The organism is Haloplanus aerogenes, from assembly GCF_003856835.1.
Classification (GTDB): domain Archaea; phylum Halobacteriota; class Halobacteria; order Halobacteriales; family Haloferacaceae; genus Haloplanus; species Haloplanus aerogenes.
This window is the reverse complement of record NZ_CP034145.1, coordinates 514,243-539,866: the sequence shown is the minus strand read 5'-3', so window position 1 is coordinate 539,866 and position 25,624 is coordinate 514,243. Positions and strand designations below refer to the sequence as shown.

Annotated in this window: 29 protein-coding genes and 1 tRNA gene; 15 read left to right on the top strand and 15 right to left on the bottom strand. The window is 68.9% G+C overall.

The genetic code is table 11. The annotated features are described in order from the left end of the window. Window positions 1-21: 21 nt before the first annotated feature. The gene (gene infB, locus DU502_RS02800) at window positions 22-1,824 is read right to left on the bottom strand and encodes a translation initiation factor IF-2 (protein ID WP_121919887.1); all 1,803 of its coding nucleotides are present in this window, start codon (window positions 1,822-1,824) and stop codon (window positions 22-24) included. 124 nt (window positions 1,825-1,948) lie between these two features. Here infB and DU502_RS02795 point away from each other — a divergent pair, with 124 nt between their 5' ends. Next, entirely contained in the window at window positions 1,949-2,194 is a 246-nt protein-coding gene (locus DU502_RS02795) for a PRC-barrel domain-containing protein (RefSeq protein WP_121919888.1), read from the top strand. Continuing rightward, on the top strand, window positions 2,195-2,653 hold the full coding sequence (locus DU502_RS02790; protein ID WP_121919889.1) for an NOB1 family endonuclease: 459 nt from the start codon (window positions 2,195-2,197) through the stop codon (window positions 2,651-2,653). It abuts the gene before it with no gap. Between the two features lie 27 nt (window positions 2,654-2,680). Here DU502_RS02790 and DU502_RS02785 read toward each other — a convergent pair whose 3' ends face one another. Continuing rightward, window positions 2,681-3,682, bottom strand: coding sequence for an LLM class flavin-dependent oxidoreductase (locus DU502_RS02785; RefSeq protein WP_277872141.1), 1,002 nt, complete (start codon window positions 3,680-3,682; stop codon window positions 2,681-2,683). Between the two features lie 48 nt (window positions 3,683-3,730). Here DU502_RS02785 and DU502_RS02780 point away from each other — a divergent pair, with 48 nt between their 5' ends. Further along, window positions 3,731-5,491 carry a Rieske (2Fe-2S) protein gene (locus tag DU502_RS02780; RefSeq protein WP_121919891.1) on the top strand — a complete coding sequence of 587 codons (1,761 nt, stop codon included), beginning with the start codon at window positions 3,731-3,733 and terminating at the stop codon, window positions 5,489-5,491. A gap of 15 nt (window positions 5,492-5,506) precedes the next feature. On the opposite strand, the gene DU502_RS18505 is transcribed toward DU502_RS02780, so the two are convergent. Together DU502_RS18505 and DU502_RS02770 are read right to left on the bottom strand one after the other, a co-directional pair. Further along, window positions 5,507-7,357, bottom strand: coding sequence for a phosphatase PAP2 family protein (locus DU502_RS18505; protein ID WP_121919892.1), 1,851 nt, complete (start codon window positions 7,355-7,357; stop codon window positions 5,507-5,509). Continuing rightward, complete coding sequence (locus DU502_RS02770; RefSeq protein ID WP_121919893.1) at window positions 7,354-8,121, bottom strand: SipW-dependent-type signal peptide-containing protein; 768 nt, start codon at window positions 8,119-8,121, stop codon at window positions 7,354-7,356. Before DU502_RS02770 ends, DU502_RS18505 begins: the two co-directional genes overlap by 4 nt. Window positions 8,122-8,276: 155 nt before the next feature. Here DU502_RS02770 and DU502_RS02765 point away from each other — a divergent pair, with 155 nt between their 5' ends. Next, window positions 8,277-8,774, top strand: coding sequence for an OsmC family protein (locus DU502_RS02765; protein ID WP_121919894.1), 498 nt, complete (start codon window positions 8,277-8,279; stop codon window positions 8,772-8,774). Between the two features lie 38 nt (window positions 8,775-8,812). Here DU502_RS02765 and DU502_RS02760 read toward each other — a convergent pair. Then, a tRNA-Ser gene (locus tag DU502_RS02760) sits at window positions 8,813-8,897 on the bottom strand. A gap of 176 nt (window positions 8,898-9,073) precedes the next feature. Here DU502_RS02760 and DU502_RS02755 point away from each other — a divergent pair. Together DU502_RS02755 and DU502_RS19170 are read left to right on the top strand one after the other, a co-directional pair. Further along, window positions 9,074-9,517 carry a transporter gene (locus tag DU502_RS02755; protein WP_121919895.1) on the top strand — a complete coding sequence of 148 codons (444 nt, stop codon included), beginning with the start codon at window positions 9,074-9,076 and terminating at the stop codon, window positions 9,515-9,517. Between the two features lie 80 nt (window positions 9,518-9,597). Then, window positions 9,598-9,732 (top strand): DUF7837 family putative zinc-binding protein, encoded by a 135-nt coding sequence (locus DU502_RS19170; RefSeq protein ID WP_449271747.1) that lies wholly within the window; start codon window positions 9,598-9,600, stop codon window positions 9,730-9,732. 326 nt (window positions 9,733-10,058) lie between these two features. Here the strand turns inward: DU502_RS19170 and DU502_RS02750 are convergent, their stop codons facing one another. Continuing rightward, entirely contained in the window at window positions 10,059-10,352 is a 294-nt protein-coding gene (locus DU502_RS02750) for a hypothetical protein (protein WP_121919896.1), read from the bottom strand. 112 nt (window positions 10,353-10,464) lie between these two features. Here DU502_RS02750 and DU502_RS02745 point away from each other — a divergent pair, with 112 nt between their 5' ends. The 3 genes from DU502_RS02745 to DU502_RS02740 are packed head-to-tail and all read left to right on the top strand — an operon-like array spanning window position 10,465 to window position 11,571. After that, window positions 10,465-10,818 (top strand): hypothetical protein, encoded by a 354-nt coding sequence (locus tag DU502_RS02745; RefSeq protein ID WP_199722683.1) that lies wholly within the window; start codon window positions 10,465-10,467, stop codon window positions 10,816-10,818. Window positions 10,819-10,861: 43 nt separating this feature from the next. Next, window positions 10,862-11,029: a hypothetical protein gene (locus tag DU502_RS18075; protein WP_166033608.1), complete on the top strand. Its 168-nt coding sequence runs from the start codon at window positions 10,862-10,864 to the stop codon at window positions 11,027-11,029. Between the two features lie 59 nt (window positions 11,030-11,088). Next, a complete protein-coding gene (locus DU502_RS02740; protein WP_121919897.1) occupies window positions 11,089-11,571 on the top strand; it encodes a molybdopterin-dependent oxidoreductase in 483 nt (160 codons plus the stop codon). Here DU502_RS02740 and DU502_RS18070 read toward each other — a convergent pair. From DU502_RS18070 to DU502_RS02725, 4 genes are read right to left on the bottom strand one after another with little or no spacing between them, the layout of a single operon-like run. Further along, the gene (locus tag DU502_RS18070) at window positions 11,568-11,744 is read right to left on the bottom strand and encodes a hypothetical protein (RefSeq protein WP_158601149.1); all 177 of its coding nucleotides are present in this window, start codon (window positions 11,742-11,744) and stop codon (window positions 11,568-11,570) included. The genes DU502_RS02740 and DU502_RS18070 overlap by 4 nt on opposite strands. Window positions 11,745-11,793: 49 nt before the next feature. Further along, window positions 11,794-12,093: a hypothetical protein gene (locus tag DU502_RS02735; protein ID WP_199722684.1), complete on the bottom strand. Its 300-nt coding sequence runs from the start codon at window positions 12,091-12,093 to the stop codon at window positions 11,794-11,796. 1 nt (window position 12,094) lies between these two features. Continuing rightward, window positions 12,095-12,367, bottom strand: coding sequence for an ArsR/SmtB family transcription factor (locus DU502_RS02730; protein ID WP_121919898.1), 273 nt, complete (start codon window positions 12,365-12,367; stop codon window positions 12,095-12,097). 48 nt (window positions 12,368-12,415) lie between these two features. Continuing rightward, window positions 12,416-13,876: a molybdopterin-dependent oxidoreductase gene (locus DU502_RS02725; protein WP_121919899.1), complete on the bottom strand. Its 1,461-nt coding sequence runs from the start codon at window positions 13,874-13,876 to the stop codon at window positions 12,416-12,418. A 112-nt stretch (window positions 13,877-13,988) separates the two neighbouring features. On the opposite strand from DU502_RS02725, the gene DU502_RS02720 reads away from it, so the two are divergent. After that, on the top strand, window positions 13,989-15,167 hold the full coding sequence (locus DU502_RS02720) for an MFS transporter (RefSeq protein WP_121919900.1): 1,179 nt from the start codon (window positions 13,989-13,991) through the stop codon (window positions 15,165-15,167). Window positions 15,168-15,190: 23 nt separating this feature from the next. On the opposite strand, the gene csg is transcribed toward DU502_RS02720, so the two are convergent. Together csg and DU502_RS02710 are read right to left on the bottom strand one after the other, a co-directional pair. After that, on the bottom strand, window positions 15,191-17,731 hold the full coding sequence (gene csg, locus DU502_RS02715; RefSeq protein ID WP_121919901.1) for an HVO_2072 family ArtA-dependent S-layer glycoprotein: 2,541 nt from the start codon (window positions 17,729-17,731) through the stop codon (window positions 15,191-15,193). Between the two features lie 60 nt (window positions 17,732-17,791). After that, the gene (locus DU502_RS02710) at window positions 17,792-18,826 is read right to left on the bottom strand and encodes an NAD(P)/FAD-dependent oxidoreductase (protein ID WP_121919902.1); all 1,035 of its coding nucleotides are present in this window, start codon (window positions 18,824-18,826) and stop codon (window positions 17,792-17,794) included. A 74-nt stretch (window positions 18,827-18,900) separates the two neighbouring features. Here DU502_RS02710 and DU502_RS02705 point away from each other — a divergent pair, with 74 nt between their 5' ends. Then, on the top strand, window positions 18,901-19,584 hold the full coding sequence (locus DU502_RS02705; protein ID WP_121919903.1) for a TenA family protein: 684 nt from the start codon (window positions 18,901-18,903) through the stop codon (window positions 19,582-19,584). On the opposite strand, the gene DU502_RS02700 is transcribed toward DU502_RS02705, so the two are convergent. Continuing rightward, window positions 19,581-20,996 (bottom strand): MATE family efflux transporter, encoded by a 1,416-nt coding sequence (locus DU502_RS02700; protein WP_121919904.1) that lies wholly within the window; start codon window positions 20,994-20,996, stop codon window positions 19,581-19,583. The genes DU502_RS02705 and DU502_RS02700 overlap by 4 nt on opposite strands. An 81-nt stretch (window positions 20,997-21,077) precedes the next feature. Between DU502_RS02700 and DU502_RS18065 the strand changes: the two genes are divergently transcribed. After that, the gene (locus tag DU502_RS18065; RefSeq protein WP_166033606.1) at window positions 21,078-21,221 is read left to right on the top strand and encodes a hypothetical protein; all 144 of its coding nucleotides are present in this window, start codon (window positions 21,078-21,080) and stop codon (window positions 21,219-21,221) included. On the opposite strand, the gene ddh is transcribed toward DU502_RS18065, so the two are convergent. Continuing rightward, on the bottom strand, window positions 21,218-22,156 hold the full coding sequence (gene ddh / locus DU502_RS02695) for a D-2-hydroxyacid dehydrogenase (protein ID WP_121919905.1): 939 nt from the start codon (window positions 22,154-22,156) through the stop codon (window positions 21,218-21,220). The genes DU502_RS18065 and ddh overlap by 4 nt on opposite strands. Window positions 22,157-22,323: 167 nt before the next feature. Between ddh and DU502_RS02690 the strand changes: the two genes are divergently transcribed. Beyond that, on the top strand, window positions 22,324-23,940 hold the full coding sequence (locus DU502_RS02690; protein WP_121919906.1) for a thiamine pyrophosphate-requiring protein: 1,617 nt from the start codon (window positions 22,324-22,326) through the stop codon (window positions 23,938-23,940). 112 nt (window positions 23,941-24,052) lie between these two features. Next, window positions 24,053-24,283 carry a DUF2061 domain-containing protein gene (locus tag DU502_RS02685; RefSeq protein WP_121919907.1) on the top strand — a complete coding sequence of 77 codons (231 nt, stop codon included), beginning with the start codon at window positions 24,053-24,055 and terminating at the stop codon, window positions 24,281-24,283. A 6-nt stretch (window positions 24,284-24,289) separates the two neighbouring features. Here the strand turns inward: DU502_RS02685 and DU502_RS02680 are convergent, their stop codons facing one another. After that, window positions 24,290-25,252, bottom strand: a complete 963-nt coding sequence (locus tag DU502_RS02680; RefSeq protein WP_121919908.1) for a mannonate dehydratase — start codon at window positions 25,250-25,252, stop codon at window positions 24,290-24,292. A 73-nt stretch (window positions 25,253-25,325) separates the two neighbouring features. Between DU502_RS02680 and DU502_RS02675 the strand changes: the two genes are divergently transcribed. Then, window positions 25,326-25,622, top strand: coding sequence for a hypothetical protein (locus tag DU502_RS02675; RefSeq protein WP_121919909.1), 297 nt, complete (start codon window positions 25,326-25,328; stop codon window positions 25,620-25,622). Window positions 25,623-25,624: the final 2 nt, after the last annotated feature.

The window sequence follows — 25,624 nt, the reverse complement described above, 5'->3', positions numbered from 1 at the left end:
CAGGTCCGGCCGTGCGACGGCCTACTTGCCCCAGAACGGGTCCCGCCGCCGGTGGTTGTCGAGAAAGCCCTGCAGCGCCTCTAGCTCGTCGGCCGGAATCTCGTCGGTGAGTTCCTGTTCGAGGATCTTCGCGTGCTTCTCCGGCAGATCCACCCAGAGTTCGTCGCCCTCGTCGATCTGTCGGCCGACGGTCGGGCCGTCGATGGCGATGCTGACGCGTTCGCCGGCGCGGGCCTCCGAAACGTCGTCGCCTTGCTTCTGAATCCCACTGAGTTGGCCGACCCGCTCGAACTCGTTGCCCTCGAACCGGCCGACGTAGGTGTTGTTCTTCAGCGTGCCCGAGAGCACTTCGACGCCGACGACGGCGGGGTTGTTCTGGCGGAAGACGTGATCGGGGAGGATCTGGAAGCGAGCGGGGCGGACGATCTTGTCGAGGACCGTCTCCTGCTGGGCGCGCTTGCGCTCCTCGACGAACGTCTCGTAGTCCTCGACGAGTTGGTAGATCACGTCGTCGTCGAATAGGCGCACGTCGCTCTCCTCCAACTCCCGTTCGGCGTTCGGGAGTACGTCGACGTTGAACCCGAGGATGATCTGGTGTTCGGCTTCGGCGGCGGTGCTGGCGACGGCCACGTCCCGCGGGGCCACGTCACCGACTTCGGCGCGAAGGATGGGGATTTCGGCTTCCTTCAGTGCGTTCGCCATCGCCTCCAGACTCCCGAGCGTGTCGGCCTTGACGACGACGCCCTCCTCCTCGGTGTCGACCTGAATCTCCGCGAGTTCGGACTCCACATCGGCGATGACGGCCTCGCGGTCGCGGTCGCGGATCACGCGGACGGGCGCGCCGGCCATCGCGTCCTCCAGATCTGGCGCGGCGATCTTCACCCCGGCCGCGGCGGCGACGGAATCCACGCGGTCGAACCGTTTTTCGGTCCGAATTTCCGCGAGCGGTTTCGGCTGGAGCAGCGCCCGAACCTCGGTCACGATGGGTTCGTGCATCCCGCCGACGACGATTTCGTCGCCCTCGCGGATCGTCCCGTCGTACATCACCACGTCGAGGGTGGTGCCGAAGCCTTTCTCCTCTTTCACCTCCAGCACCGTCCCGGCGCCGGGCCCCTCCACGTCGATGGCCATCTGGTCTTTCATGTACCGCTGGGAGAGGCCCATGAGGACGGTCAGGAGGTCGGGGACGCCCTCGCCGGTCACGGCAGAGACGGGGACGACGCCGACGTTGGCCTGGAAATCCTGGACGCGCCAGTAGAGATCGGCGGAGAAACCCGAATCCGAGAGCTGTCCGATGATCTCGTAGAGATTCTCGTCGAGACGGGAGCGGGCGCGGTCGCTCTGGGAGTCGTAGGTGACCTGAATAGGTTCCCCATCTTGGGGGTTCCAGCCGGGCGTCGTGTCGATCTTGTTTGCGGCGACGATGAAGGGCGTGCCCGTGCGTTTGAGGATGTCGATGGCTTCCTCGGTCTGGGGCTGGAATCCGTCGTTCACGTCGACGACGAGGACGGCGATGTCGGCGAGAGCGCCGCCGCGCGAACGGAGCGTCGAGAACGAGTGGTGGCCGGGCGTGTCGATAAACAGCAGGCCGGGCAGGTCGAAGTCGTCCGGGTCGACGAGACTCCCCGCGATGCCCGAGATGGTGTCGAGCGGGACGGCCGTCGCGCCGATGTGTTGGGTGATGGCGCCGGCTTCGCCCTCGCTGACCGCCGAGCCACGAATCTTATCGAGCAGGCTGGTCTTCCCGTGGTCGACGTGCCCCAGCACGGCGACGATGGGGGTGCGAAGCGCCTCGGATCGGTCGCGTGTGTCCGAATCTGACATAGTTTCCCCCGGCAGAAGCTTCCTTGTGGCGAAAGAGCCGTGGACCGAAGTTAAGTCTTTCAACATGGGTCGGACCGACGCGAACCCCGTGGCGTTTAAGGTATTCCCCGCGAATGTGCCACTCATGACCGACGTACTCGCCGAGAACCTCTCCGGAAAGTCCGTCATGGGCTCGGACGGGACGGAACTCGGTATGCTGTACAACATCACGATGAACCTGAAGACGGGATCGCTGAACGACCTGCTCGTCTCCCCCAACGAGGAGTTCCCGGCCGCCGAGTCCGGCTTCGAGCAGGACGAACAGGGTCGACTCCACGTCCCAGTCTCCCACGTGCAGGCTGTGAAAGACTACATCGTTATCGACCGGTAGATGCACGTCCTCGACTCTTCTGCGTTCATCCACGAGTACCACACCTCCGACAAGATGGCCTCCGTGCCCGCGGTGGAGGAAGAACTCGAAGACGAGAGCGCCTACCGCTTCGACGCGATGGAGGGCGCCGGGATGCACATCCACATCCCCGCCGACAACACCGTCGAGACCATCGAGCGCGCGGCCGTCGAGACGGGTGACGGAGAGGAACTCTCCGACACCGACGTTCGCCTGATCGCCGCCGCGTTCGAACTCGACGGGACGCTCGTCACCGACGACTACGCGATGCAGAACGTCGCCGAGCATCTGGGCGTCGTCGTCGAAGCCATCGCACGCGACGGCATCACGGAACAGCGCGACTGGCGCTTCCAGTGTCAGGGCTGTGGCCGCGAGTTCGACGAACACCGCGACCGCTGCCCCATCTGCGGGAGCGATCTGTCGCGGAAGAACCCGGCCTGATCGGCGTCCGAACGCGGCGCCGGCATCTCACGGCGCGAGTGCCTCGATCGTCCGCCCGACGGTCGCCTCGTCCGCGCCGTCAGGCACGACGACGATGGGGTGATCTACCACGTCGAGCGACGCGACTGCCGCGAATCGCTCCCGGGCCCCCTCGGGCGTTCCAGCCACGCCGAGCGCGTCGACCATCTCCTCGGTAACGGCCGCCCGGGCGGCGTCGCGGTCGCCGTCCACCCACGCCTCGGCGATCCGGTTGGCTTCGTCGGGAAATGCCGTCGCCACGGCGCGACGATACCCCTCCCCGCTCCCGACGTAGTAGGCGAGGTGACCACGGATCGCCGCCCGGGCCTCGTCGGGGTCGTCCGCGACGGCCGCCGGGACGTACGGCGCGACGGTGATATCGTCAGGGTCGCGGTCGCTCTCGCGCGCCGTCTCGGCCACCGTCTCGAACGCGCTCGATAGCTCCGGGAAGGGGACGTTGTGCGGGAGCCACCCGTCCGCGACCCGCCCCGTCGCGCGCCGGGCGGCCGGGCCGAGCGCCGCCGTGTAGACCGGCACGTCGGCGTCGAGGGCGGGGAAGTCCGCGACTGAGACGGTCTCGCCGTCGTAGTCGACGCGGCCCTCGCCGCGGGTGAACGCGGCGATCAACTCCGCCGTCTCGTGGAGGCGGCGCACGGGGCGGTCGTAGTCGCGGCCGTGCAGGTCCTCGATGGCCTTCGCGGTACTCGGCCCGATGCCGAGGCGAACGCCGGCCGGGGCGACTTCCGTGAGCGTCGCCGCGGCCGCCGCGAGCGTCGCCGGGGAGCGGGAGAACACGTTGACGATGGCGGTGCCGAGGTCGATCCGCTCGACGGCGTCCGCGACGGCGGTCAGCGCGACGAAGGCGTCCCGCCCCCAGAGTTCGCCGGTCCAGCAGGCGTCGTACCCGAAGTTCTCACACCGGACGGCGACGGCCCGGGCGTCGGCCACGTCACCGCGCGGTAACACCACTCCACGTGACATACCGGTGGTGCGGGCGGACGGGGCATATATCCCCGTCCTGAGCGCACGCTTATTCCGTTCGGCGTGCTACCGTTCACCATGCCCAGTTTCGAGCGCGTGGCGTCCGCCGCCGAGGCCCGCGAGGCGAGTCCGCAGGTCGTCAGCGTCGGCGGCCGGACGCTCGGCCTGTTCCACCACGAGGGCGAGTTCTACGCCGTCGACAACCGCTGCCCACACATGGGCTTTCCACTCACGGATGGCTCCGTCGACGACGGCATCCTCACCTGCCCGTGGCACCACGCCCGGTTCGAACTCTCCGGCGGCGACACGTTCGACCCTTTCGCGGACGACGTACGGACGTTCCCGGTCGAGGTGCGCGACGGCGACGTGTACGTCGACCCCGATCCGGAGCGGGAGACGGCGCCCGAGGAGCACTGGCGGGAGCGCCTCGAACACGGCCTGCAGGAGTCGCTGCGCCTCGTCATTGACAAGGCCATCATCGGCCTCGACGACGCGGGCGTCGAGCCGACAGTGCCGCTGACGACCGGTGCCACCTTCGGAACCCAGTACCGGCGGATGGGGTGGGGGAGCGGGCTGACGACCATGAGCGCGATGGCGAACCTGCTCCCCGACCTGCGACCCGCGGACCGCCGCCGAGCGCTGGCCGTCGGCCTCGGCGCCGTCGCCGACGACTGCGCGGGCGAACCCCCTTTCTTCGTGCAGGACCCGCTCTCGACCGACAGGGTGGCCGCCGACCGCCTGATCGAGTGGTTCCGCGACACCATCGAGGTGCGAGACGCCGACGGAGCGGAGCGGGTGCTCCGCGCGGCAATCGAGGCGTCGCAGACGCCTCGCGAAGCCGGCGAAGATGCCGACCTCGACGAGGCGGCGCTCGTCCGCATGTTCGTCGCCGCCGCCACCGATCACCGCTATCTCGACACTGGCCATCGCCTCGACTTCGTCAACAAGGCCGTCGAACTGCTGGACCGGATCGGCTGGGACCACGCCGACACCGTCCTCCCCAGCCTCGTCCCCGCCCTCGCCGACGCCGACCGAGCGGAGGAGCGCTCCTCGTGGCGCCAGCCAATCGACGTGGCTGCACTGGTCGAGGAGGCGAGCGACGACCTGCCGACCCATGCGGGCGCGGAAGCGACGTGGACCGAACCGGACGACTTCGTGGATCGGCTGCTGGACGACGATCCACACGCCATCATGGACGCCCTGACCGACGCCATCGAGGCGGGAGCGACGGGGGCGCAACTCGCGGGCGCCGTCGCCGACGCCGCCGCGCGCCGAATCGCGCAGTTCGGCACCGCCAACGAGTTCCGCGACTGGAACACGGTGCATCACACCTACACGTACGCCAACGCGGTCTGTGGGCTGGCGAAACGGACGGACGCCCCAGAAATCTACCGCGCCGTCTTCGACGGCGCCGTGAGCGTCTACCTCGACCGCTTTCTCAACACACCGCCGATTCCGTTGCCCGATCCCGACGGTGATCGGGACCCCGACACCGTCCTCGACGACTTGCTGGAGACGTTCGAGGTGGAGGCCGACGAGACGGTCGGCGCGGCCGGACGACACACCGCCGAGTATCTCGCAAGCGGCGGCGACCCCGCGCGTCTGAAGCGGGCACTCGGGGAGGTCCTGCTCCGCGAGGACGCCGGGTTCCACCCGCGACAGAACGTCGAAGCCGCGTTCAGCCGGTACGACGCGGCCGACGAGGAGGAACGGGGGCGCCTCCACCTCGTCGCCACCGCGCGCTATCTCGCCGCGCACACGCCGACGCGCCGCGAAGGGGAACAGACCTTCCGGATCGCCGAACGGCTGAATCGGGGGGAGGCGATTCACGAGGCCTGAGCGGCCACGCGACCGCTATCGTGCCGGATCGTCCACACTGATCGAACTCGACTCGTCGTCGGGCGTCGTGATCCGGTCGGGCGTGATCAGGATGGCGTCCCGGTCGAGGTTGGGCGCGGCGCCGTCCTGCGTGCCGGGGTAGGCGTCGAAGAAGGGTTCGAGGCGGTAGCCGTCGAAGGGGAGGTCGGTCGAGCGAAGGTGATCCTGCAGGTAGCGGACGGCCACCTGTTCGCCGAGCAGGAGGCCCTCGATGCCGTCGGAGCGGTAGTGGATGCCGGCCCAGTTGCGCCCGAGGGCGACGTTCGTCGCGAGTTTGTTGAGTTCGTCGTTGACGGTGATCGTCGCCGTGCGCACCTCGGCCAGCGAGTCGGCCGTCGCGCCGAGCGCCGTCGACACCTCGGTCACGGGCGCGAGACGGGTCGATTGGACCGTCGTCGTCCCGCCGCCGGCCATCGTCCCCTCGACCGTCCCGTCGGCGACCGGGACGACCATCTCCGCGACCGGAAACGGATGTCTGCCGTCGAACATCGCCTTCAGGAGAGTCACCGTCGCCCCGGCGACGACGCTGTGGCCCGCGGGGTAGGAGGGGTGAGTGGGACAGCCCTCGGTGTAAGCCTGTGGAAGGAGAGAGGTTCCGTAGGCGTCGACGACTCGCGATGGGGCCGTCGACTCGCGGAGGGTGTCGGGAAGGTCGAACGGCCCGCCCGCACCCCGGCGCTCGGATTCCAGTCGCCCGGCGTACTCCTCCGGCCGGAGGCGGCGGTGGACGAGCCACTTCCGATACCAGGCGGCGGTCTGAGCGAGGTCGAAGACACTCACGACCGATTCGAGCACGTCGTGGGAGCCGAAGTTGATTACCGGGGTGGCGGTCCGAATGCCGGACGTTCCGTCCGTCGCACTCTCCCGACTGCCCTGCCGGTACGGAATCCGACGGTCGAAGGGGACACCCATCCCCAGAAGTATCTCGGCGGCGTCGCGGATGGCAAGGTAGGGTACCTGCCGGCGGACCTTGTTCGCCAGATCGCGGCCCGTAACGATGTGACGGGTGGCCGCCGCGTCGGGGTCGCCGCCGGCGTCGACCAGCGTCGGCGGCGGGTTCGTCCGGCCGACGGGGACGCCACGCTGGACGCGGAGCCACGTGTCCCAGTCGGTGAGGTAGTCCGGGCCGGTCCCGACCACGTCGGCGTCGCCGGTGCCGTCGGCCGCCTCCCCGGCGAGGACACGAATCCGCTGGCTCTGTGGGACCGCCCCGCGGGGCACGTCCTTCCAGAGGAGTTGCGAGACGTGAGGGCCGGTCTGGGTACCGGGGAGGAGACCCCGGAAGACGGTGTTGGCGTCGAGCATTCCACCGTGGGGGTCCGTGGTGCCGGCGGGACCGGCGTAGTCCGTCGCACCGTTCAAATCGTCGATCGCGTCGGCAATCGCACCGTCGTCGCCGTAGGCACCGAAGGGCACGTCGCGACAGAGCGAACGGCAGTAGAGTTCGATCAGTTCCGCACCCATCTCGGACGACGAAAAGGCGGGCGGCGCCGCCATGTGGATCGCCCACGGGTCGGCGCCCATCCCCTCGAACCCGTGGGCGCCGTGGGGTTCGGCGAGCGGGCGCATCTCCGGGGACTCGTCGAGTTCGATGGCGTTGTACGCCTCGACCGTCCCCGTTTCGAGCGCACCGACGAGGCTGTCGTACGCCGACGCCGTGGGGACGCCGTCGTCGCGGTGGCGCAGCGCCTTCCCGTAGCAGGCCACCGGGTCGTCGGCGCCGTCGCTCTCGTCGGTCCGGTAGGTCGATTCGAGCAGTTGCTGGCGCGCCGCACGCTCTCGCCGGAGGAACGCCTCCTGCAGGCGGCGGTGCGGGTCGTGGGTCATCCGCCACCCTCCTGCACGCCGTACAGCCCCACGTCGAAGGCGAAGGCGTCGCTGGCGATTCCCGACCCGACCCACGGCGGCACCGTCCACTCCATACGGAGGTAGTGGGTCTGGCCGCCGCCGTACGTCCCGAGCGGTGCGCCGCCGACGAGGCAGTCGTAGACGCCCGCGGCCTCGTCGCCGTCGAGGGGGACGCCCGTCCCGAGGTCACAGAGGCCGACGAGCGACGCGAGCGACCCGGTGTAAGCGGGCGTCGCTGTCCCCCCGGCCTCCGGCGCGGTAGGGTCGTCGGGCGTGAGATACGAGAGGGTCGCCGTCGTCAACTCGTCGAGTTCGCCCTCGGCGTTCGGCGCTGCCTCCCGGAAGTAGCCGGCTTCGGCTTCCGACTGGCCGCGTTCGGCGTCGGTTCGCTCGTGCCCGACCAGCGACAGGTAGCCGGGGAGGCCATCGATGCGGAGCGCGAGGGTGAGCGTGGCGCTATCGCCGGGTTTCAGGTCCGCGAGGTCACAGCCCGGCGCCGTGGCGTCGCTTCGGGGCGTCGGCCACCCGTCGCTCGTCGCCACGCGCGTCGTCGCCGTCTCGACGACCTTGTGCCACGCCACTGCGAGGTCGAGTTCACCAGCGACGACGCGGTTGCCGTCGAACGATTCGGCGTCGCTGAAGAAGGCGTCGGTCCCGACGCCGACGCCGGCGGAGACGGCACCCGTCGCGGCGAGGGCGCTCAACGCCCGCCGCCGTGTCAGCCTGAAGCCGTCGCCATCCATCGTCTCCACATCGTGGAGGAACTACTTCGTTAATCACACCATTCACCGACTGAATCGGCGGTTAACTGGAGTCAGGGCTGGCGATCCGTCGCGGTCGCGCACCGACGACTCCCACCCCCGGAACGCTTTTTCCGTCCATCCGACCATGTTATCACATGACGGACGATCTCCGCGAGACACAGAAACCGCTGAAAGAGACGTACGAATCGGACCCGGAGGCAGCCCAACTGACCCTCACCGCGACGGGCGACGAGGTGGACGCGACGACCTGTAGCGTCAAGGTGGGCGAGGCCATCTACGAGGCGGAACTCCACGAGGGGGCGGGCGGGTCGGGGACGGCAGCCTGTTCGGGCGACCTCCTGCTCGGCGCGCTCGCCGCCTGTTCACAGCTGACCGCGCAAGCGGTGATCGAGAACTTCGGCGCCGACGCCGACGTGTCGGTCGCGGTCGAGGGAGATCTCGACCTCCGGGGGACGATGGGCGTCGCGGACGTGCCCGTCGGCTTCCAGAATATTCGGCTCGACGTGACGCTGTCTGGTGATCTCGACCCGGAGACGGCGGCGTCGATCCGGGACGCGACCGAGCGCTTCTGCGTGGTGTATCAGACGCTGGTCGAGTCGCCGGACGTGACGACCGAGTGGACGTTCGAATAGCGCGTACAGCGACGGCTCGAGGCGTGAAAGTGAAGAAGCGCCGAGGGTGAGATTTGAACTCACGAGTCCTGACGGACAGTTGCTCTCGAAGCAACCGCCTTGGCCGGGCTAGGCTACCTCGGCTCACCAAAGGTTGGGAGAGCGGGCGTTTAATCGGTTTCGGTTCGACGCCGGCCGGCGATCCTCGGATTCATAGTGATCGTTGTAAGTCATTGCTGGCGTGTTGCCGGCTGCGGCGGCAACACGCCAGCAAACAGTTACAACAACACTATCAAGTCGGCGGCGTCCCAGCCACGGGCATGGCGACTGTCGATACGGCGGTAAACGCGATACACCTGCTGTTTGCCGGGTTGTGGGCGGGAAGCGTCATCTTCGTCACGCGGGGCGTGATCCCCGCGGCCCGCGACGGCAACCTCGACGCGACGCCGTTGCGTCGGCTGATCGGGAAGTTCCGGACGTCGTCGCGGGTCTCCTCGCTCCTCCTCTTTCTCACCGGCGGCCACCTCGCCGGGACGCGCTACACGGCCGAGACGCTCCTCGGGTCGACCCGCGGCTACCTCGTCGTCGCGATGGTGGTGCTGTGGTTCGTGCTGACCGGCCTCGTCGAGATGGGGTCGGGCCGCCTCGTCGACGGCCTCGACGAGCGGAAAGTTCGGGAACCCGCGCGGTCGGCGACGCCGCTGTTCACCGCGGCGGCAGTCGCCGCCGTGGGACTCCTCCTCATCGGCGGCGTGCTGCTGTGACCGCTTAACCGCGGATTAACTAACTAGTCGGAACGCACAGGCCTCAGTGGGGACCGCGTCACACGCTCCCCATCCCCCTCATGTCACTCTGTCCGAACTGCGGAACGGCGATCCCTCGTGAGCGGATCGTCGACCGCGACGGCGACATCCGGTCGTACGCGGAATGTCCCGACTGCTGGGAAGTGCATCCGGTGTCGGTGCCGCCGCGCGCGTAAGCGGCGGCCCGACACGCACGGAGTGGCGGTCATGGAAGGGGCACGCCTGTCGTCGGCCACAGTCTAGGGTCACGATGCAGTTGTGTTCGGACATTGTCGCACACCTGATCGCAGTCTTGCGATCAGATGCGCGAGCAGTTCCTTAGTACCCACGCGCCGCCGACGAATCGCCGTGAATGATTCGCTCGACGATTTCGTCGAGATCCGGCGGCGTGCGGTCACGTGTCGGTTCGTCCGCTGGCACGTGTGGTACGAGGGGCATCTGCCATCACCCCGCGCGTACGTGACGGCATCCTGACGGAAAAACGTCATGCCGGCGGTTGCGGCTACCGAACGCCGGAGCCACGCAGGATGTCCGCCACGGCGAGGATAGCGACACCGAGGGTGGCTGCGGCGCTCCCACCCACCGTGACCGCCGTCTTCACCAGCGTCCGAACGGCCGAACACGAGAGTTCCAGACTCTCGGCGCCGGACGCGCCGACGACCATCGTCCCCGAGGGGCCGCCGGGACAGGCGACGAGGAAGCCGACGACCGCACCGGTAATCAGATACAGAAAGATCGGAGCGAGTATGGCCACACCGAGCATGGCACCGAGCCATCCGAGTACGTCACGGTACATAGTGGCACAACGACACCGGGGGTAAAGATGCCCGGGGAACTCGACCGCAACCGCCCACGTCGGCACCTGCCGGCCACCACATTCATGTTCACCGGCTGTTAACTCCGCGCGAATGTCTACAGTCCCTGTGGAGACGCTCAAGATGGCGACGAACGGGTCGCTCCGGGCGGTCGCCGCGTACGACCGCGACGGGATCGAAGTCGTCTTCGAACGTGACGACGTGGTGCAGAAGGAGACGGCCATCGACCGTATCCACGAGGAACTGGTGTTACAGGAGATCGGCCGCGAGTATCTGGAGAACCTGTTTCGGGTCGGCCGGTGGCACTGCACGATGCATCGCTTCGAACAGGCCATCTGTCTCCACGCCGCAAATGGGGAGTATTCGGGGGTGTTCGTCTCCGTCGACACCGGCGCCGACGTGAATCTGGAACGAGTGGCCGACATCTGCCACGAGTCAGGTGCGTGACGAACCGCACCCTTTTTATTTTAGGTCCCCCTAAAGGCTGTCAATGCCAACTGGTACGCAGTCGGGAGCGGACGACGAGGGGGAGCCCTCGCTGCCCGAGACGCCGACGGTGTCGGTCTGTGAAAGCTGTCCCGGGCGGACGGTCTTCATCGAATCCGGCAACACGGACGGCTGGATCGCGAGCGACCTGACGGTCGAACCGACGCGATAGATTCTCATCTGCTGAAAGTTCGCGCGGGTCTTTTGACCGCTCGCGTCCCCGTGCAGCGTATGGACCACCCCGACAGCGCGGACGAGTCGTCGCGGGCGGTGCCCACCCAGTCACCCAGCGATAGCCCGCACGTGACGCTCGTCGCTGGCGACGACCGTCGCGTCGTCGATCCGGCGGACGCGCCGTGGCGGACGGTGACCGACTCGTTTCTGTGTGCGAGCGGGGAGCGCTGGGGTGGCGAGTGGCGCGGCGTTCCCGTCGCGTGGCTACTGGAGCGAGCACCCGGCGACGACGCGGCCACCCACCTGCGGATTCACGGCGCCGGCGACCACGTCGCCTGCGTATCGCTCGCGGATGCCCTCGGCGGCGTCCTCGCGGTCGAACGGGGTGACGACCGCCTGCCGCCCGCCGACCGGCCGCGATTCGTCGCGCCGGGCGTCGTCGCCGCGCGGACGGTGAAGGCAGTCCGGCGGCTGGAACTGATCGAACTCGCGCCCGACGAGGACGCGGAGGCGTACGAGGCGCTCGCGAACGTCGACTAGTCGCTCCGCCGCCGCCACTCGTTGATCAGCGTCGGGACGACGACGCCGACACCGATCAGGACGGCAAACCCGACGGCGTCGTTCGTCGTCACGGGCTGGACCAGATACCAGCCGGTGAGGCCGGGGAACATGAACAGGACGATGATCTTCGTCTCGGTCTGGAGGAGGGTCAACGCGACGGACGCGGCACCGTGACTTGGGCGTGGCGCCTCGGACGCCGTCTCAGCGCATCGTGACGTAGGTGAGGAAAGCGAGCGCGACGAACTGGAGGGCGCGCATGGCGAGGACGGCCGTCTGCGCGCTCGCGTCCGCCGCGTACAGCATCTGCGAACTGAAGAAGAAGCCGATAGCGACGACGTTCTCGACGGCGAGGACGAGCGCGAAGGCGACGAGACCGAGCGTGAGCGGCGTGCCGAACGCCTGATAGTTCCGCCACCAGACGACCAGCAGGGCGGCCAGCAGGACGATGTTCAAGCCCGAGAGGGCGCTCGCGATCGTGAGGGTGGGGGTCATTGGTGCCATGTCAGACGTGCTCCGTGATCTCCTCGAACTGCTCGCGGTGGCGGTCGAACCGGTCGGTGAGGAAGTAGAGCCGACCGTACTCCTGATCGCCGCTCTCGATCACGTCGTGGTCCTCCAGCATGTCGAGATGGTGGCGAACGGAGTTGTAGTCGATATCCAGCGCCTCGTGGAGCTGGTTGGCGTTGCGCGGTCGCTCGTCGAGCAGGCGAATGATGCGCGCGCGGTTCTTCCCGCCGCGCGTCCCGGCGAGCAGATACCAGAGTGCCTTCTCCATCGAACGATGTGTTAGGGTGGGCGGCGCGGACAAAACGCTTCGCCCCAATTACGGCTCTATCGTCGTCGACACCCACCCACTCGGCCCGCTGGGGTAGGCCCGCCGCTCGTCCCGGGGCTGGAGGGTACCGAGGCCGTCCGTCGCGCGGACGACCACCTCGTGTGCCCCGTCCGGCGGGTCGTAGCGATACACCCACTGCCGCCACACGTCGTCGGCGGGGAGGGGGTCGGAGAGGTCGGCGTCGTTCCACGTCGCCCCGCCGTCGGTCGACACCTCGACTCGCTCGATGCCGCGCGTCCCGGCGTAGGCCGGCCCGGCCACCTCCATCCGGCCGTCATCAAGGCGGTTCTCCGCCCAGAGTTTCGCCACCGTATTCACGGGACCGGTGCCGTGCCAGCCCCGCTTTTCCCAGTAGCCCGTCGCCGGTTCGTCGAGGATCTCGACCTCCGTCAGCCACTTGACGTTGATCTCGCCCCAGTGGCCCGGAATCAGCGCCCGCGCCGGTGCGCCGTGTGGTCGGGGGAGCGGTCGACCGTTCATCCCGACGGCGAGAAAGCCCGTCTCCAGCGCGTCGACCGGGAACTCCTCGTAGAAGCCGTCGGCCGCGCGGAGCATGACGTAGTCGCCCTGCAGGTCGGCGGCAGCGAGCAAGTCCATCAGCGGGACGCCCGTCCAGACGGCGGTGTCGAGTTTCCGGCCGTTGAGCGTCTCGCCCACGCAACGGAGCGTCTCGAACCGGTGTTCGTGCTCCATCGCGTCGATGTCCGCGGCGGTGTACGTCGTCTCCTGCCCCACCGCGCCGTGGATGCGGAGCGACCAGTCCTCGCGGGCGGGACGGGGGTCGACGTTCGCGATGTCGACCGTGTAGAAGTGGTCGCTCACGAGCGGTTCGAGTCCCTCGACGGCGAGCGACTTCGACTCGGCGTCGTCGAGCATGGCCGCCACGTCGTCGGGGATGGGCGGCAGGTCGTCGTCGTCGGGTGGCGTCCGGAACACCCGTCGCCCGCCGACGGCGAGGACGCCCACGGAGAGCGCGGCGACACCCGCGAGGACGGCGCGCCGCGAGTCGGCGGCCGACTCACCGTCCGGCGCCGTTCCGAGGGTGACGACGGTCGCCACCAGCGCCGTGCCGACGGCCGCGCCGACCGCGGAGGCGGCCGATCCGGAGAGGGCGGCGGCGACGAGGCCGACCGCCACGGTGGCGACGACCGGACCGGCGAGGGGCCGCCCGGCCCGCGTCGCGGCGACCCGTGCCGCGCCGGCGACGATACCGAGGGCGACGGCTGTAAGTCCCAGCCCCAAGACGTACGCCAGTTTGATCCCGAGGTCGCCGAGGACGGTGATGGCGAAGGTGACGAGGACGCTCGGCGCGAGCGTGACCGTCGCGTTGGCGATGGGGGCCGCCACGAACGCCGGCGAGTCGCCAACGGTCGCGTACGACCCGGCGACGGCCGCGACGCCGCCCGCGAGGGCGACGAGCGCCGGGACGAACCGCTGCTGTCGATCCATAGTGAACTGGAGACGTCGCAAGGGGTAAGGGATTTCTCAAGATTCGTCCGAACTCCGTCTAGAATTCGCCGGTCGAAAGACAGTAGACGGGAGCCGTCCGTACGGACGCACGGTGACCCGGACCCGGAGTCGCGTCGCGCTGGCCGCCGTCGTCTACGCCGTGTTGCTCGCGCAGGTGTTGCTCTATCCCGGCATCGACACGCTCGTCGCGGCGCTCGGCGCCGGCACGGCGCTGAACGCGAGCATGTGGTTTCTCGCCGCCGAGTTCGGCGCGTTCGTCGTCTTCGCCGTCCCGTGGGGGCTGGCGAGCGACGCCGCCGGCAAGCGGGTCCCCTTCGTCGCTGCGGGCGCCCTCCTCGGCGCCATCGGCTACGTCCTCCTCGCCGTCGTCCCGGCCGCGACCGGGTCATTCGGCGTCGCCCTCCTGCTCCGGATCTTCCAGGGTGCGGCGACCGTCGGCGCCTTCTCGCTCTCGATGACGATGCTCATGGATCTGGAGGGGTCACACGGGCGCAACATGGGCGCGACGGGCATCGCCATCGGCCTCGGGACGGCGACGGGCGCGCCGCTCGGTGGCCTGCTGTACGAACTCGGCCCGCTCGTCCCGCTGTACGCCGCGAGCGCCGTCTTCCTCGCCATCGCCGTCTGCGTCCCGTTCGTCGTCGACCGGGCGCCCGATGGAGAACGACGCTCCCCGTTCGACGGTCTCCGGCGGACGCCGACGCTCGCGCTCCCCTACGCCTTCGGCTTCGTCGACCGCCTGACCGCCGGCTTCTTCTCGCTGGTCGGGACGCTCTACTTCCGTACCGTTTTCGACCTGAGTCCCGGCGCGACTGGGCTGACGCTCGCGCTCTTTTTCGCCCCTTTCGCGCTCCTGCAGTACCCGTTCGGCGTCGTCTCGGATCGGATCGGCCGGACCATCCCCATCGTCGCGGGGTCGGCGTGTTACGGCGTGGCGGTGATCCTCGTCGGCGCCGTGTCGAGCCTCCGGGCCGCACAGGCGGGGATGGTGCTCGTGGGCGTCCTCGGCGCGCTCATGGCGCCGGCGACGCTGGCGCTGGTGACGGATCTGGCCGCGCGGACGGAGCGCGGCGTCGCCATGGCCGGGTTCAACATCGCCGGCAGCCTCGGCTTCCTCGCCGGGATCCTCGTCGGCGGGTTCGCGGCCGACGCCTACGGCTACGGCACCGCCTTCCTGCTCGTCGGTGGCCTCGAACTCGCGCTCGCGGCAGTGACGTTGCCAGCGTTCGTACGGCTCGATCCCGGCGGCGAACGGCCGGAGGGCGCGTAGCGGCGTGGTCGACCGACCACCGATCAGCGTCGACGCCGGGTCAGTGTCACCACGACGAACGCGCAGAGCGCGAGGGTCGCCACCAGTGGGCCGAACCCGGGTCCGCCGCCGTTCGTTGGCGACGGTGGAGCGGTCGGCGTCGGCGTCGCGGTGGGGCGGTCGGTCGGCGTGGATGGGTGCTCCGTCGGCATCGCCGTCACTGTCGGGCGCTCGGTCGGCGGGGGTGGGCGCTCCGTCGGCGTCCGCTCGCGGCCGATCACCACCTGCCGCGTCACCGCCGTCTCCCCGTCCTCGATCCGGAGGGTGTACGTCCCGGGATCGGCACCGGCCGGCACCGCGAGCTGGGCCGACCAGATCCCATCCGATCCCCAGGCCGCCGTCGTCACGGACGGGAACGACGCCGCCGATGGACCCTCGATCACCTCGACGACGACGAGCGCATCGTCGGGATTCCGGTTGGTCGTCCCGCGGACGAGCATCGTCCCGCCGGGCGGAACGGCCAGCATCCCGGTCGCGTCCGGGCGGTCCGCCGGCACCACGTCGCGGACCGTCGTTCGCGGGGCGGCCAGTTGGAGCGTCTGGCGAACCGCGAGGTCGTCGCTCCCGGCGGCGGTGAGCACCTCTCCCTCTATCCGCGCGAGAGTCTGCTCGCCGGTGTGTCCGCGATCCCGCTGCGTCTCGACGTACCGCAGGAACGCGCCCACGGAGTCGAGTCGGATGGTCGTCCCGTCGGGTGTTCGGACGCTCCCGCTCCCGAACTCGCCGTCGCGGCCGGGCGCGACGATCAAGGCGGTGACGCGACCCCGCGCCAGATCCGCGAGGCGGACCGACGCCTCGAACGTGGTGTCGCGGTCGACGCGGATCGACGCGGCCCGGATTCCGCCCCGCTGGTCGACGACGACGAGACCGACCTCGACCGCACCGGCGGCGACGCCGCGGACGGCCACGGCGTCGGTGTCGGCCACCTCCCCGTCGTAGGTGGTGACGCGGCCGGTGAGACCGGGTGCGACCGTTCGGATGTTCTTCTGCTCGCTCCGGAGATCCGCGAACTCCTCACGGAAGATGCGGTCCGGCGGGTCCGTGGGGTCGTCGAACTGGTCGGCGTCGACGACACCGAGGCGGTACGTGCCGGGAACGCGGAGGATGTATCCCCCGTCGCCACCGTCCGAGAGGACGACGTTGCGGACTTCCCAGACGCCGTCGGCGCCGACGCGGACGGTCCGGCGGCCGTCGAGTGTCAGGAGGTACCAGTCACCGCCGTCGCGGATGTAGAGCGCCACGCGATCCGCACCCGATCCGGTGCCGCGCACGTCGACCGCAGTGCCGGTGGTGTAGGTGAGATCACCGAGGTTCGTCGAGAGACCGGCACGGTCGACGTCGAGAGCGACTGTCGACACGCCACCGGGCTGATCGGTGACGCTCGACACCGCGTCGGCCCGCGTCGACCGGGCACCGTGGAGCGTGACCGTCGTCCGCCCCGTATCGAGGAGGCCGGTGTCGACGGACCCAACGCCCTCGCCGCTGTCGGGGATTTCGACGATCCCGTAGGCCCGCTGGTCGGTACTCCCGGTCGCCGCCACGTCCCCGACGGCGCGAAACACCCGCGCCGGATCGGTCGTCGAACTCCGGAGGCGGCTCCGCGGAATCGAGACGGCGTGGTAGGTTCCGGAATCGCTCCCCGTGATCGTGAAGCGTGCCCAGTCGCCGCGAGAGACGGTCCGGTCGTCGAAGCCGAGCGTCGGTCGGGATTCGGTGCCGGCCCGGACCGTGACCGTCCGGGTGGCGTCCCCGGTCGTGAGGTCGTCGACGCCCTCGACGCGGAGGGTGTAGACGCCGGGATCGAGGTCGGTGAAGTCGAACAGCCACGCGGCAGTCGATCGGCCCGTCGTGCCAGCGCCCTGCATCTCGCGGGCGAGGTCGGCACGGTCGAACCCGCTCGGGAGTGTCGCGAGTTGCTCGCTCGTCGCCGCCGTCGACAGCGCCTCGTTCTCGTAGCCGACGCCGTCCCGGCGCACGTCGACCTGGAGGTCTTCGGCCTCGACGAAGTTCCAGTCGACACGGAGCAGGAGGCGCTGACTCCGACGCACCGTCACGTCGCTCCCGAGTTCGACGCCCCGCGAATCGACCAGCCGGAGCGACGTGATTCGCGGCTCGACGACCTGTGCCGTCAGGTCGCCGTCGGCGTACCGACCCACCGTCTGGTCGCGCGGAATCGACGCCGAGAGGTCGAGCACGTCGCCGTCGGCCGCGCCACCCTGCCCGGACAGCGTCCGCCCGGTCACGTCGGCGTCGTCGCTGGCGCGTCGCCACCGGTCGATATCCGCCTCGCCCCGATACACCCGGTAGTAGCTCTCCCCGTCGAGGACGAGTTCACCGCGACTCGTCGCCGGGTTCCACCGGCCGCGCGGCGCGAGCGCGCTCACGTCGCCGTCCTGTGCGAACTGTGCGGCCGCCCCCGACACGTCCGCCGTCGCGTCCGTGCCTCCGACGACGACGCCGACGCCAGCGGCCGACGAGACGACGAACACCGTTACCACGACAACCGAAATCGTACCGACGTTCATTTCGGCGAAATAGTTGACTTTCGGACATAAACGTATCCTCGAGAACGACGATCCGCGACCCTACAGCGCGTAGACGAGTCGCTCGCCCGTCTCCAGCCCGCACCGAACGGCGGCGTGGAGTCGGGCCTCGCCGTCGACCCAGTCGCCGACGACGTAGCAGCCGGCGTCTTCGGCGGCGTCGCGGACGCCACGTCGCAGTCCGGACTCCGGGAGGGCGTAGCGCCAGCCCTGGTGGTCCGTCCACGCGGGGTCGGCCAGCCGGTCGTCGTCCAGAATCGACGCCGCGTGGTCGGCGAGGGCGGCGACGTTCTCCGCGGTGTCCGCGCCGTAGTGCTCGACGGACCACTCGTGGTTCGCCTGCACGACCAACACGGATTCGCCGTCGGGGACGTGACCCGGCTTACACTCCTCGCGGGCGATCCAGCCGACTTCGTGGTCCTTGTCCGTGTTCACCAGCGCGTAGTAGGGGCGGTCGAGTTCGAACGGGTAGCCGAGTACCGCGGTCCAGATGGTTCGGTAGTCCACGTCGCGGACGGCGGTCAGGAGATCGTCGCGGGCCTCGGCGTCCCAGTCGGCCGTCTCCAGCAACGTCGCCGTCTGCGGCGCCGGCGGGTTGAGCAGGAGGGCGTCGAAAGGCCCCCAGCGCTCGCCGTCGGCGTCCGTGACCGTCCACCGGTCGTCGTGCGTGCGCGCGACGCCTTCGACCCGCGTCCGTCGGTTGACGGTCGCGTCGGTCGCGCCGAACAGGTGTTTGGCGAGGCGGGTCAGTCCCGTGCGGTACGTGAACTTGCGCTCCTGATCGTCCCGACCCCCGCTCACCGTCTCCGTCCGGTCGAAGACGTGAACGTCGCCGTCGACTTCGACGAGGCCGTCGTCGAACTCGTGGACCACATCGAGGACGCGCTGGTCGTCGTCTTTCAGGTAGTTCGCGCCGTAGTCGTAGGTCACGTCGCCGCGGCGGCGCGTCGCCGCGCGACCACAGACCCCGCCCGACTTCTCCAGAACGGTGATCGAGGCGTCCGGAAGCGCGCCGTCGACGACGTAACAGGCCGCAGCCGCCGCGGCGCCGGCGCCCACGATGCCGAGTTCGGTCATACCCACTCTACGGCCGGAGCGACAAAACCCCACGGACGGGAATCCATTTGTCCGTGGCTCGACGAACGGGAGGTATGCCCGACGTAGCCGACACGTTCGCGGCGTACGCCGACGGCCGCGACGGCGCCCGCTTCACCGACTGGCTTCGCGCCCGGTCCGAACCCGACTGGACCGCGGCGGTCGACGGCCGGTTCGTCCGCGAACTCGGCGAGGATACGATGGACGCCGACGTGTTCCGCCGGTATCTGGAGCAAGATTACGCGTTCGTCGAGACGCTGACCGGGACGTTCGGCCACGCGCTCGGCGAGGCGCCGTCGATGGCCGCGAAGGGTCGCCTCGCGGACTTTCTCGGCACCCTCACGAGCGAGGAGAACGACTATTTCGAGCGGTCGTTCGGGGCGCTCGATGGCAACCCGGAGGCGGACCCCGACGCCACGACGCGGGCCTTTATCGACCTGCTCGAACGCGCCGGACGCGAGGGCGGCTACGCCGAGACGCTCGCCGTCCTCGTGCCCGCCGAGTGGGTGTACGAGACGTGGGCGACCGGAATCGACGACCCGCGACCCGAGCGGTTCTACCTCGACGAGTGGATCGAGTTGCACGCAAACTCCGCGTTCGTCGACTTCGTGGGGTGGCTCCGGGCAGAACTCGACCGCGAGGGGGCGGCGGCGTCGCCGCGGCGACAGCGACGGCTGGACCGGCTGTTTCGGCGGACGGTCGAACTGGAGCGGGCGTTCTTCGCGGCGGCGTACGACTAGTCACCCGCCGCGACGTGTGCGCGCCCCACCGCCTTCCAGCGGTTCGAGCGCACGCGTCGCACGTTCAGGATGGCCGGGACGACGGTTTCGGCCACCAGCGCGACGAGGAGCGCGGTAGCGCCGAGCGTGGTGACGAGGCCGAGCGCTGCGACGGGGAGCGCACAGCCGTAGCGGCCGAGAAGCGAGGTGAAGAAGGGGTACTGGGTGTCGCCGGCGCCGCGGAGCGTTCCGGTGGCGGAGCCGTCGATGCCGAGGAAGACGACACTGACGGCCGCGGCGGCGACGAAGGGCGCGGCGATGTCGACGACGGCGGGGTCGTCGACGAAGACGCCGGCGATCCACGGCGAGAGGGCGAACACCACCACCGCGGCGACGACGTACACCGTCGCGGAGAGGCGGATGATGGCGCGGGCGTACGCCTCGGCGTCGGCCTCGTCGCCCGCACCGAGACGCTGCCCGACGAGCGTGCTCGCGGCGATGGAGAAGCCCCACGAGAAACTGTCGATCAGGGTGCGGACCCGACGGGCCACCTCGTAGGCGGCGACGACCGCCGGCCCGAAGGTGGCGGCGATGGCGACGAGGGGGAAGGCGACGAGCATCTCGGCGGTCCGGCGGGCCATCAGTGGCGCGGAGACGACGAGGAGGCGGCGGGTGAGCGGGAGGAAGCCGTCGAACGCGAGCGTCGCCCGCGAGACGGCGATTGGGCACGCCCCGCGGCCGAAGTAGGTGCGACCGGCGAGCCCCCACACGAAGACGAGGACGACGACCCCCGTCGCGAGTGAGGTGCCGATGGCGGCGCCGGCGACGCCGAGGCCGTAGCCGAAGATCAGGACCGCCGAGAAGCCGATGTTCATCAGCGCGCCGCCCGCCCGGATCAGCATGGGCGTCACGGTGTCGCCGACGCCGGCGTAGGTTCGGCTGGCGATCAGGTTCGGGAATTCGAACAGGAGCGCGGGCGCGACGAGGGCGAGGTAGGTGGCGGCGTGGCGGAGCGGTTCGGGTTCGGAGCCGAGGACGGCCACGAGTTCGGGCGCGAAGAGCGCGTAAGCGGTTGCGAGCGGCGCCGCGATCAGGAGCGTGACGACGAGGGAGACGGCGACGGCGGCGCTCGCCCGCTCAGGGTTCTCGGCGCCGTAGGCCTGCGAGACGAGCGACACCGTCCCGCCGGCGAGGCCGATGCCGAGGAACTTCCCCACCTGCCAGTAGGCGTTGGCGAAGGCGAGGCCGGCGACGGCCGCGGTGCCCACGTCCCACCCGACCATCGCCAGATCGACGGTGGATTTCGACATGATGGCGAGCCCCGTGACGATCCGGGGCCACGACAGGTCGAACGTCTCCCGGAATCGGAGACGGTCGATGACGCCGGCGCGGTCGAGGAGGCCGGCGAGCGCGTCGAACGCGGCGGAACCCATCGGGCGACGTAGCGGTGGCGTCGGTTAGTAGATTGTGGGTCGGCCCCAAGACCTATCCGACAGCCGACAGAATCTGGGTGCATGATACAGGCAGACCTGGAAGTGTGTCGCGACTGCGGGCTGGTACACATGGAGGGCGGTCCCGGGCCGGACCGGGTCGAGGAGTGTGCCGCGTGTGGCGGGCGGGTCGACGACGTGGAACTCGACGACCTGGTCGGCCTCTAGGCGACGCGGTTACGCAAGTCCTCGCCGGCCTGGTACTGGTGGAAGATTTCTTTCACCAGGTCGGCGATGTCGAGGTGGTAGCGGTTGGTCGCGGAGCCGCGGTGCGGCGAGATGATGACCTCCTCGAAGTCCCAGAGCGGGTTGTCCTCGGGGAGAGGTTCGGTCTCGAACACGTCGAGGCCGGCGCCTGCGATATCGCCGTTCTCGAGGGCGGCGATCAGGTCGTCCTCGTCGGCGATGGGACCGCGGGCGACGTTGATCAGGAAGGCGTCGTCGCGCATGGTCTCGAACTCGGGTGTCGAAAACATCCCCTCCGTCTTGGGGGTGTGCGGGACGGCGATGGCGACGAAGCGCGCGTCCGCGATGGCCTCGTGGAGGTCGTCGGGGTGGTAGATTTCGGAGACGCCGGGGACGGGTTCGTCGGAGCGGCGGACACCGACCACGTCCATGCCGAGCGCGTCGGCGCGTTCCGCGATGCCCTGTCCGAGCGTGCCGAGGCCGACGACACAGAGGCGTTCGTTCTCGACGGTGAACGGCCGCTCGTACGGCGGTTCGTACCAGTCGTTCTCGGTCTGGTGGTCGCGGTAGATGTGGAGCATCCGCGCGAGCGACACCATGTAGCCGACCGCGATCTCCCCGACGGTGGTGTCGTGGATGCCGGTGCTGTTGGTGAGGGGAACACCGGCGTCCGCGTACGCGTCGGTGTCGAACTCGTCGTAGCCGGCACGGATGCAGTGGACCCACCCGGCGTCGAGGAAGGAATCACGGGGTCGGAAGGAGGCCACCGCGTCCGTCCGGTCGAACTCCTCGTCGTCGCCGACGATCTCGACCGGCACGTCGAGGTCGGAGAACGCCTCGGCGAACCCGTCTTTCGGAATCTTGTTCGCGACCGACTCGTGAATGCAGAGGCGCTCCAGCTGCGGTCTCTCGGACATGTGTCCGAAATCCGGACTTGGCGTATTCAACTTTTCGTCAGATGACGACTGGCCATTAGCCGTCTGTCCTCAATCTTTCGACAGATGACGACTAACGTTTAGGTATCTGTCCTTATCTTTAATAAAAATTAACTTTACAACCCCGGGGGTCGTTGCTCGAATATAGGATGAACGTAACAGATGCCATCGCGGATATCTTGGCACAGGAAGGTGTCGAACACCTGATCGGATTCCCGAGCAACCCCCTCTTTGACGACAACGCGGCGGAGGAAGCGGGCATCCGATCAATCGTCGTCCGACAGGAGCGGACGGGCGCACACATGCTCGACGGCATCGCCCGGATCACCTCCGGTGACCAGGTCGAGGCGTTCGCCTGCCAGCACGGCCCGGGAACGGAGAACTCCGTGGGCGGGATCGCGCAGGCCTACGCCGAGTCGGCGCCCATCGTCGCGCTTCCGGCCGGTTACTCCCGCGCGAAGACGAACACGGACCCCAAGTTCAGTTCGCTCATCAACTATCAGGCGGTCACGAAGACGACGGAGCAGTTGACCGACCCCGACGCGACCGGGGAGACGATCCGGCGCGCGTTCCAGGCGGCGCGTAACGGCCGCCAGCGCCCCGGGCTGGTCGAGATTCCGAAAGACGTGTTCCGAGAGGAGATCGGTGACATCGACTACGAGCCCACCACGTCGACGCGGTCGGGTCCCGACCCGCAGGCCATCGAGAAGGCCGCCGACGCCCTCGTCGACGCCGACCTGCCGGTCATCAACGCCGGGCAGGGCGTCCACTACGCGAAGGCGTGGGAGCCGCTGAAGGAACTCGCGGAACTGCTCGAAGCGCCGGTCGCCACCACGCTCAACGGCAAGAGCGCCTTCCCCGAGGACCACCCGCTCTCGCTCGGTGCCGGCTCGAAGAGCGAACCCCGCCAGCTCAACCACTTCATCCACGAGGCGGACGTGCTCTTCGGCATCGGTTGCAGCTTTACCAAGACGGCGTACGGCATCACGCCGCCCACCGAGGACAACACCCTCATCCACTCGACGAACGACCCCGGCGACGTCGACAAGGACTACAAATCCGACCTCGCGGTCATCGGCGACGCCAAACTCGTCCTCGAAGCGCTCGTGGACGAAATCGCGGACCGCGTCGGCGACGACGCCGACTTCGGCCGCTACGACGACGTGACGAGCGAAATCGCGGCGATCGAGGAAGAGTGGCTCGCCGACTGGTCGGACGTGCTTGAATCCGACGAGGCGCCGATCAACCCCTACCGCGTCGTCTACGAACTCGACCAGACCCTCGACAAAGAGGAGGTCGTCGCCACCGCCGACGCCGGCAACGCGCGTGACTTCATGGCGCCCTTCTTCAACGTCACCGAGCCGCTCTCCTACCTCGGCTGGGGCAAGACGACCCAGCTCGGCTACGGCCTCGGCCTCATGATGGGCGCGAAACTCGCCAAGCCCGAGAAGACCTGCGTCCACGTCATGGGCGACGGTGCCATCGGCATGGTCGGCATGGACTTCGAGACGGCCGTCCGCGAGGACATTCCGATCATCGCGGTCGTGCTCAACAACTTCGAGATGGCGAGCTACGACACGCCGTTCTCGGGGCACTACGCCGACTTCGCGGAGTCCATGGGTGGCTACGGCGAACGCGTCGAGGACCCGAGCGAGATCTCCGACGCCATCGAGCGCGCCGTCCAGAAGAACGAGGAAGGCACGCCGGTCCTGCTCGAGTTCCTGACCGCCAAGTACACGGAACTCTCGCGGCCCGACCTCGAATAGAGCGTCCCGCCACCGCTGTTTCGAGCGCGAAATAACCGTTTCCGCTTACTATTCGGTCAGAAGGTTACTACTAGCAGTTACATTTAGGGAGGGGGCGCCCGTAGCGCGTGGTATGGTGCCGAGCGTCACAGCCCGCCCTCGCCAGCCGCGGTCGCGAGCCCTCGTCAAGACCCTCGGCTACCGCCTGTTGATGGTGATCGTCACCGTCGTCGTCGCGTGGGCCGTCGTCGGCGATCTCGGCGAGGCGGCGAGCATCGGCCTCGTCGCCAACCTCGTCAAGACGGGGACGTACTACGCCTACGAGCGGTTCTGGGATCGGGTGGCGTGGGGACTGGAGGGCTGAGGCCGGCTATCGACCGGATTCTGCGGCCTCCAGCAATCCCCGCATGTAGCCGACCGCGAACAGGCGCCCCTTCGTGTGATACCCCGGATTCGAGTTGTCCTCGCCCGCCATCGTGGGCACGTGGTCGGGGCGCATCGGCACGTCGTCGTCGACGGCCTCCCGGTACGCTCGCATCGCGGCGTACATATCCGTCGGGCCGTCGTCGTGCCACGTCTCCACGAAGTCGTCGGCGTCGCCCTCGACATCCCGGAAGTGGACGAAGTTGATCCGGTCGCCGAAGCGACGGATCGTTCTCGGAACGTCGACGCCCATCGCCGCGAAGTTCCCCTGACAGAACGTGATGCCGTTGTACGGACTGTCGTAACAGTCGAGGACGCGTTCGTAGGCCTCGGGGCTGGTGACGATGCGCGGAATCCCCCGGACGGACTCGCGGGGCGGGTCGTCCGGGTGGAGCGCGAGTTTCACGCCCGCCTCCTCGGCGACGGGCGTCACCTCGCGGAGGAAATACTCCAGCGCTTCCCAGAGGTCCTCGTGGGACACGTCGAGCGACGGCGACGGCCCCTGCATCCGGTCGTGCGTGTAGCCGGTCACGAGCGACCCACCGCGAGACTCGACGTGGGCCTCGGTGCGCGCCCACCGGATACCGGCCATCCAGTCGTAGCAGACGACCGGGATGCCGACCCGGCCGCAGTCCCGGAGGAACTGCTGGAACGTCTCGATGTCCTCGTCGCGACCCTCGCGCCCGAGGCGGATGCGCTCGGAGATGGGGACGCTCCCCTCGAGGACGCGCACGTCGAGGCCGGCGTCGTCGAACCAGTTGGTGAGTCGCAGGAGGTCGTCGTACGTCCACGACGTGCGCCCGTCACCGATTTCGAGCGGATGGACGACGGCGCTCGTGACGCCCATCTGTTTCGCGAGTTGCCAGCGTTCGTCCGGGTGCGGTGGAAGGATGAGTGCCGGGTCGACCATACCGGTCCCTCAGCACGCACCGATAAAGGTGCGGTGGGAAACGCTAACGAACGTCGAGCACGTAGGGGGAACGATGGCTTTCGAACTGGGATTCCTCGTCGGGTCGCTCGTACTGCTCGGCGTCGTCCTCTATTTCACGCGGATTCGAGGCCCGTCGCTCCCTCACGAGGCGATGGCGGAGGGGGAAGGAGGGACGCCGGACGGTGACCGCGACCGTAACCGAGAGGGCGGCGCTCGCCCCCGCGCCGAGCCGACGCGCGCGGTCGGCGCACGGGTCGAACTGTGTGAACTCTGTGGAGAGAACCCCGCCAGCAAGACCGTCAACGAGATGACCGTCTGTGCCGAGTGCGACGAGGATCTGCTCGCGTGAGG

Coding starts and splice junctions, on each gene's coding strand:
- infB (WP_121919887.1), bottom strand. CDS start 1,824: ATGTCAGATTCGGACACACGCGACCGATCCGAGGCGCTTCGCACCCCC.
- DU502_RS02795 (WP_121919888.1), top strand. CDS start 1,949: ATGACCGACGTACTCGCCGAGAACCTCTCCGGAAAGTCCGTCATGGGC.
- DU502_RS02790 (WP_121919889.1), top strand. CDS start 2,195: ATGCACGTCCTCGACTCTTCTGCGTTCATCCACGAGTACCACACCTCC.
- DU502_RS02780 (WP_121919891.1), top strand. CDS start 3,731: ATGCCCAGTTTCGAGCGCGTGGCGTCCGCCGCCGAGGCCCGCGAGGCG.
- DU502_RS18505 (WP_121919892.1), bottom strand. CDS start 7,357: ATGACCCACGACCCGCACCGCCGCCTGCAGGAGGCGTTCCTCCGGCGA.
- DU502_RS02770 (WP_121919893.1), bottom strand. CDS start 8,121: ATGGATGGCGACGGCTTCAGGCTGACACGGCGGCGGGCGTTGAGCGCC.
- DU502_RS02765 (WP_121919894.1), top strand. CDS start 8,277: ATGACGGACGATCTCCGCGAGACACAGAAACCGCTGAAAGAGACGTAC.
- DU502_RS02755 (WP_121919895.1), top strand. CDS start 9,074: ATGGCGACTGTCGATACGGCGGTAAACGCGATACACCTGCTGTTTGCC.
- DU502_RS19170 (WP_449271747.1), top strand. CDS start 9,598: ATGTCACTCTGTCCGAACTGCGGAACGGCGATCCCTCGTGAGCGGATC.
- DU502_RS02750 (WP_121919896.1), bottom strand. CDS start 10,352: ATGTACCGTGACGTACTCGGATGGCTCGGTGCCATGCTCGGTGTGGCC.
- DU502_RS02745 (WP_199722683.1), top strand. CDS start 10,465: ATGTCTACAGTCCCTGTGGAGACGCTCAAGATGGCGACGAACGGGTCG.
- DU502_RS18075 (WP_166033608.1), top strand. CDS start 10,862: ATGCCAACTGGTACGCAGTCGGGAGCGGACGACGAGGGGGAGCCCTCG.
- DU502_RS02740 (WP_121919897.1), top strand. CDS start 11,089: ATGGACCACCCCGACAGCGCGGACGAGTCGTCGCGGGCGGTGCCCACC.
- DU502_RS02735 (WP_199722684.1), bottom strand. CDS start 12,093: ATGGCACCAATGACCCCCACCCTCACGATCGCGAGCGCCCTCTCGGGC.
- DU502_RS02730 (WP_121919898.1), bottom strand. CDS start 12,367: ATGGAGAAGGCACTCTGGTATCTGCTCGCCGGGACGCGCGGCGGGAAG.
- DU502_RS02725 (WP_121919899.1), bottom strand. CDS start 13,876: ATGGATCGACAGCAGCGGTTCGTCCCGGCGCTCGTCGCCCTCGCGGGC.
- csg (WP_121919901.1), bottom strand. CDS start 17,731: ATGAACGTCGGTACGATTTCGGTTGTCGTGGTAACGGTGTTCGTCGTC.
- DU502_RS02710 (WP_121919902.1), bottom strand. CDS start 18,826: ATGACCGAACTCGGCATCGTGGGCGCCGGCGCCGCGGCGGCTGCGGCC.
- DU502_RS02705 (WP_121919903.1), top strand. CDS start 18,901: ATGCCCGACGTAGCCGACACGTTCGCGGCGTACGCCGACGGCCGCGAC.
- DU502_RS02700 (WP_121919904.1), bottom strand. CDS start 20,996: ATGGGTTCCGCCGCGTTCGACGCGCTCGCCGGCCTCCTCGACCGCGCC.
- DU502_RS18065 (WP_166033606.1), top strand. CDS start 21,078: ATGATACAGGCAGACCTGGAAGTGTGTCGCGACTGCGGGCTGGTACAC.
- ddh (WP_121919905.1), bottom strand. CDS start 22,156: ATGTCCGAGAGACCGCAGCTGGAGCGCCTCTGCATTCACGAGTCGGTC.
- DU502_RS02690 (WP_121919906.1), top strand. CDS start 22,324: ATGAACGTAACAGATGCCATCGCGGATATCTTGGCACAGGAAGGTGTC.
- DU502_RS02685 (WP_121919907.1), top strand. CDS start 24,053: ATGGTGCCGAGCGTCACAGCCCGCCCTCGCCAGCCGCGGTCGCGAGCC.
- DU502_RS02680 (WP_121919908.1), bottom strand. CDS start 25,252: ATGGTCGACCCGGCACTCATCCTTCCACCGCACCCGGACGAACGCTGG.
- DU502_RS02675 (WP_121919909.1), top strand. CDS start 25,326: ATGGCTTTCGAACTGGGATTCCTCGTCGGGTCGCTCGTACTGCTCGGC.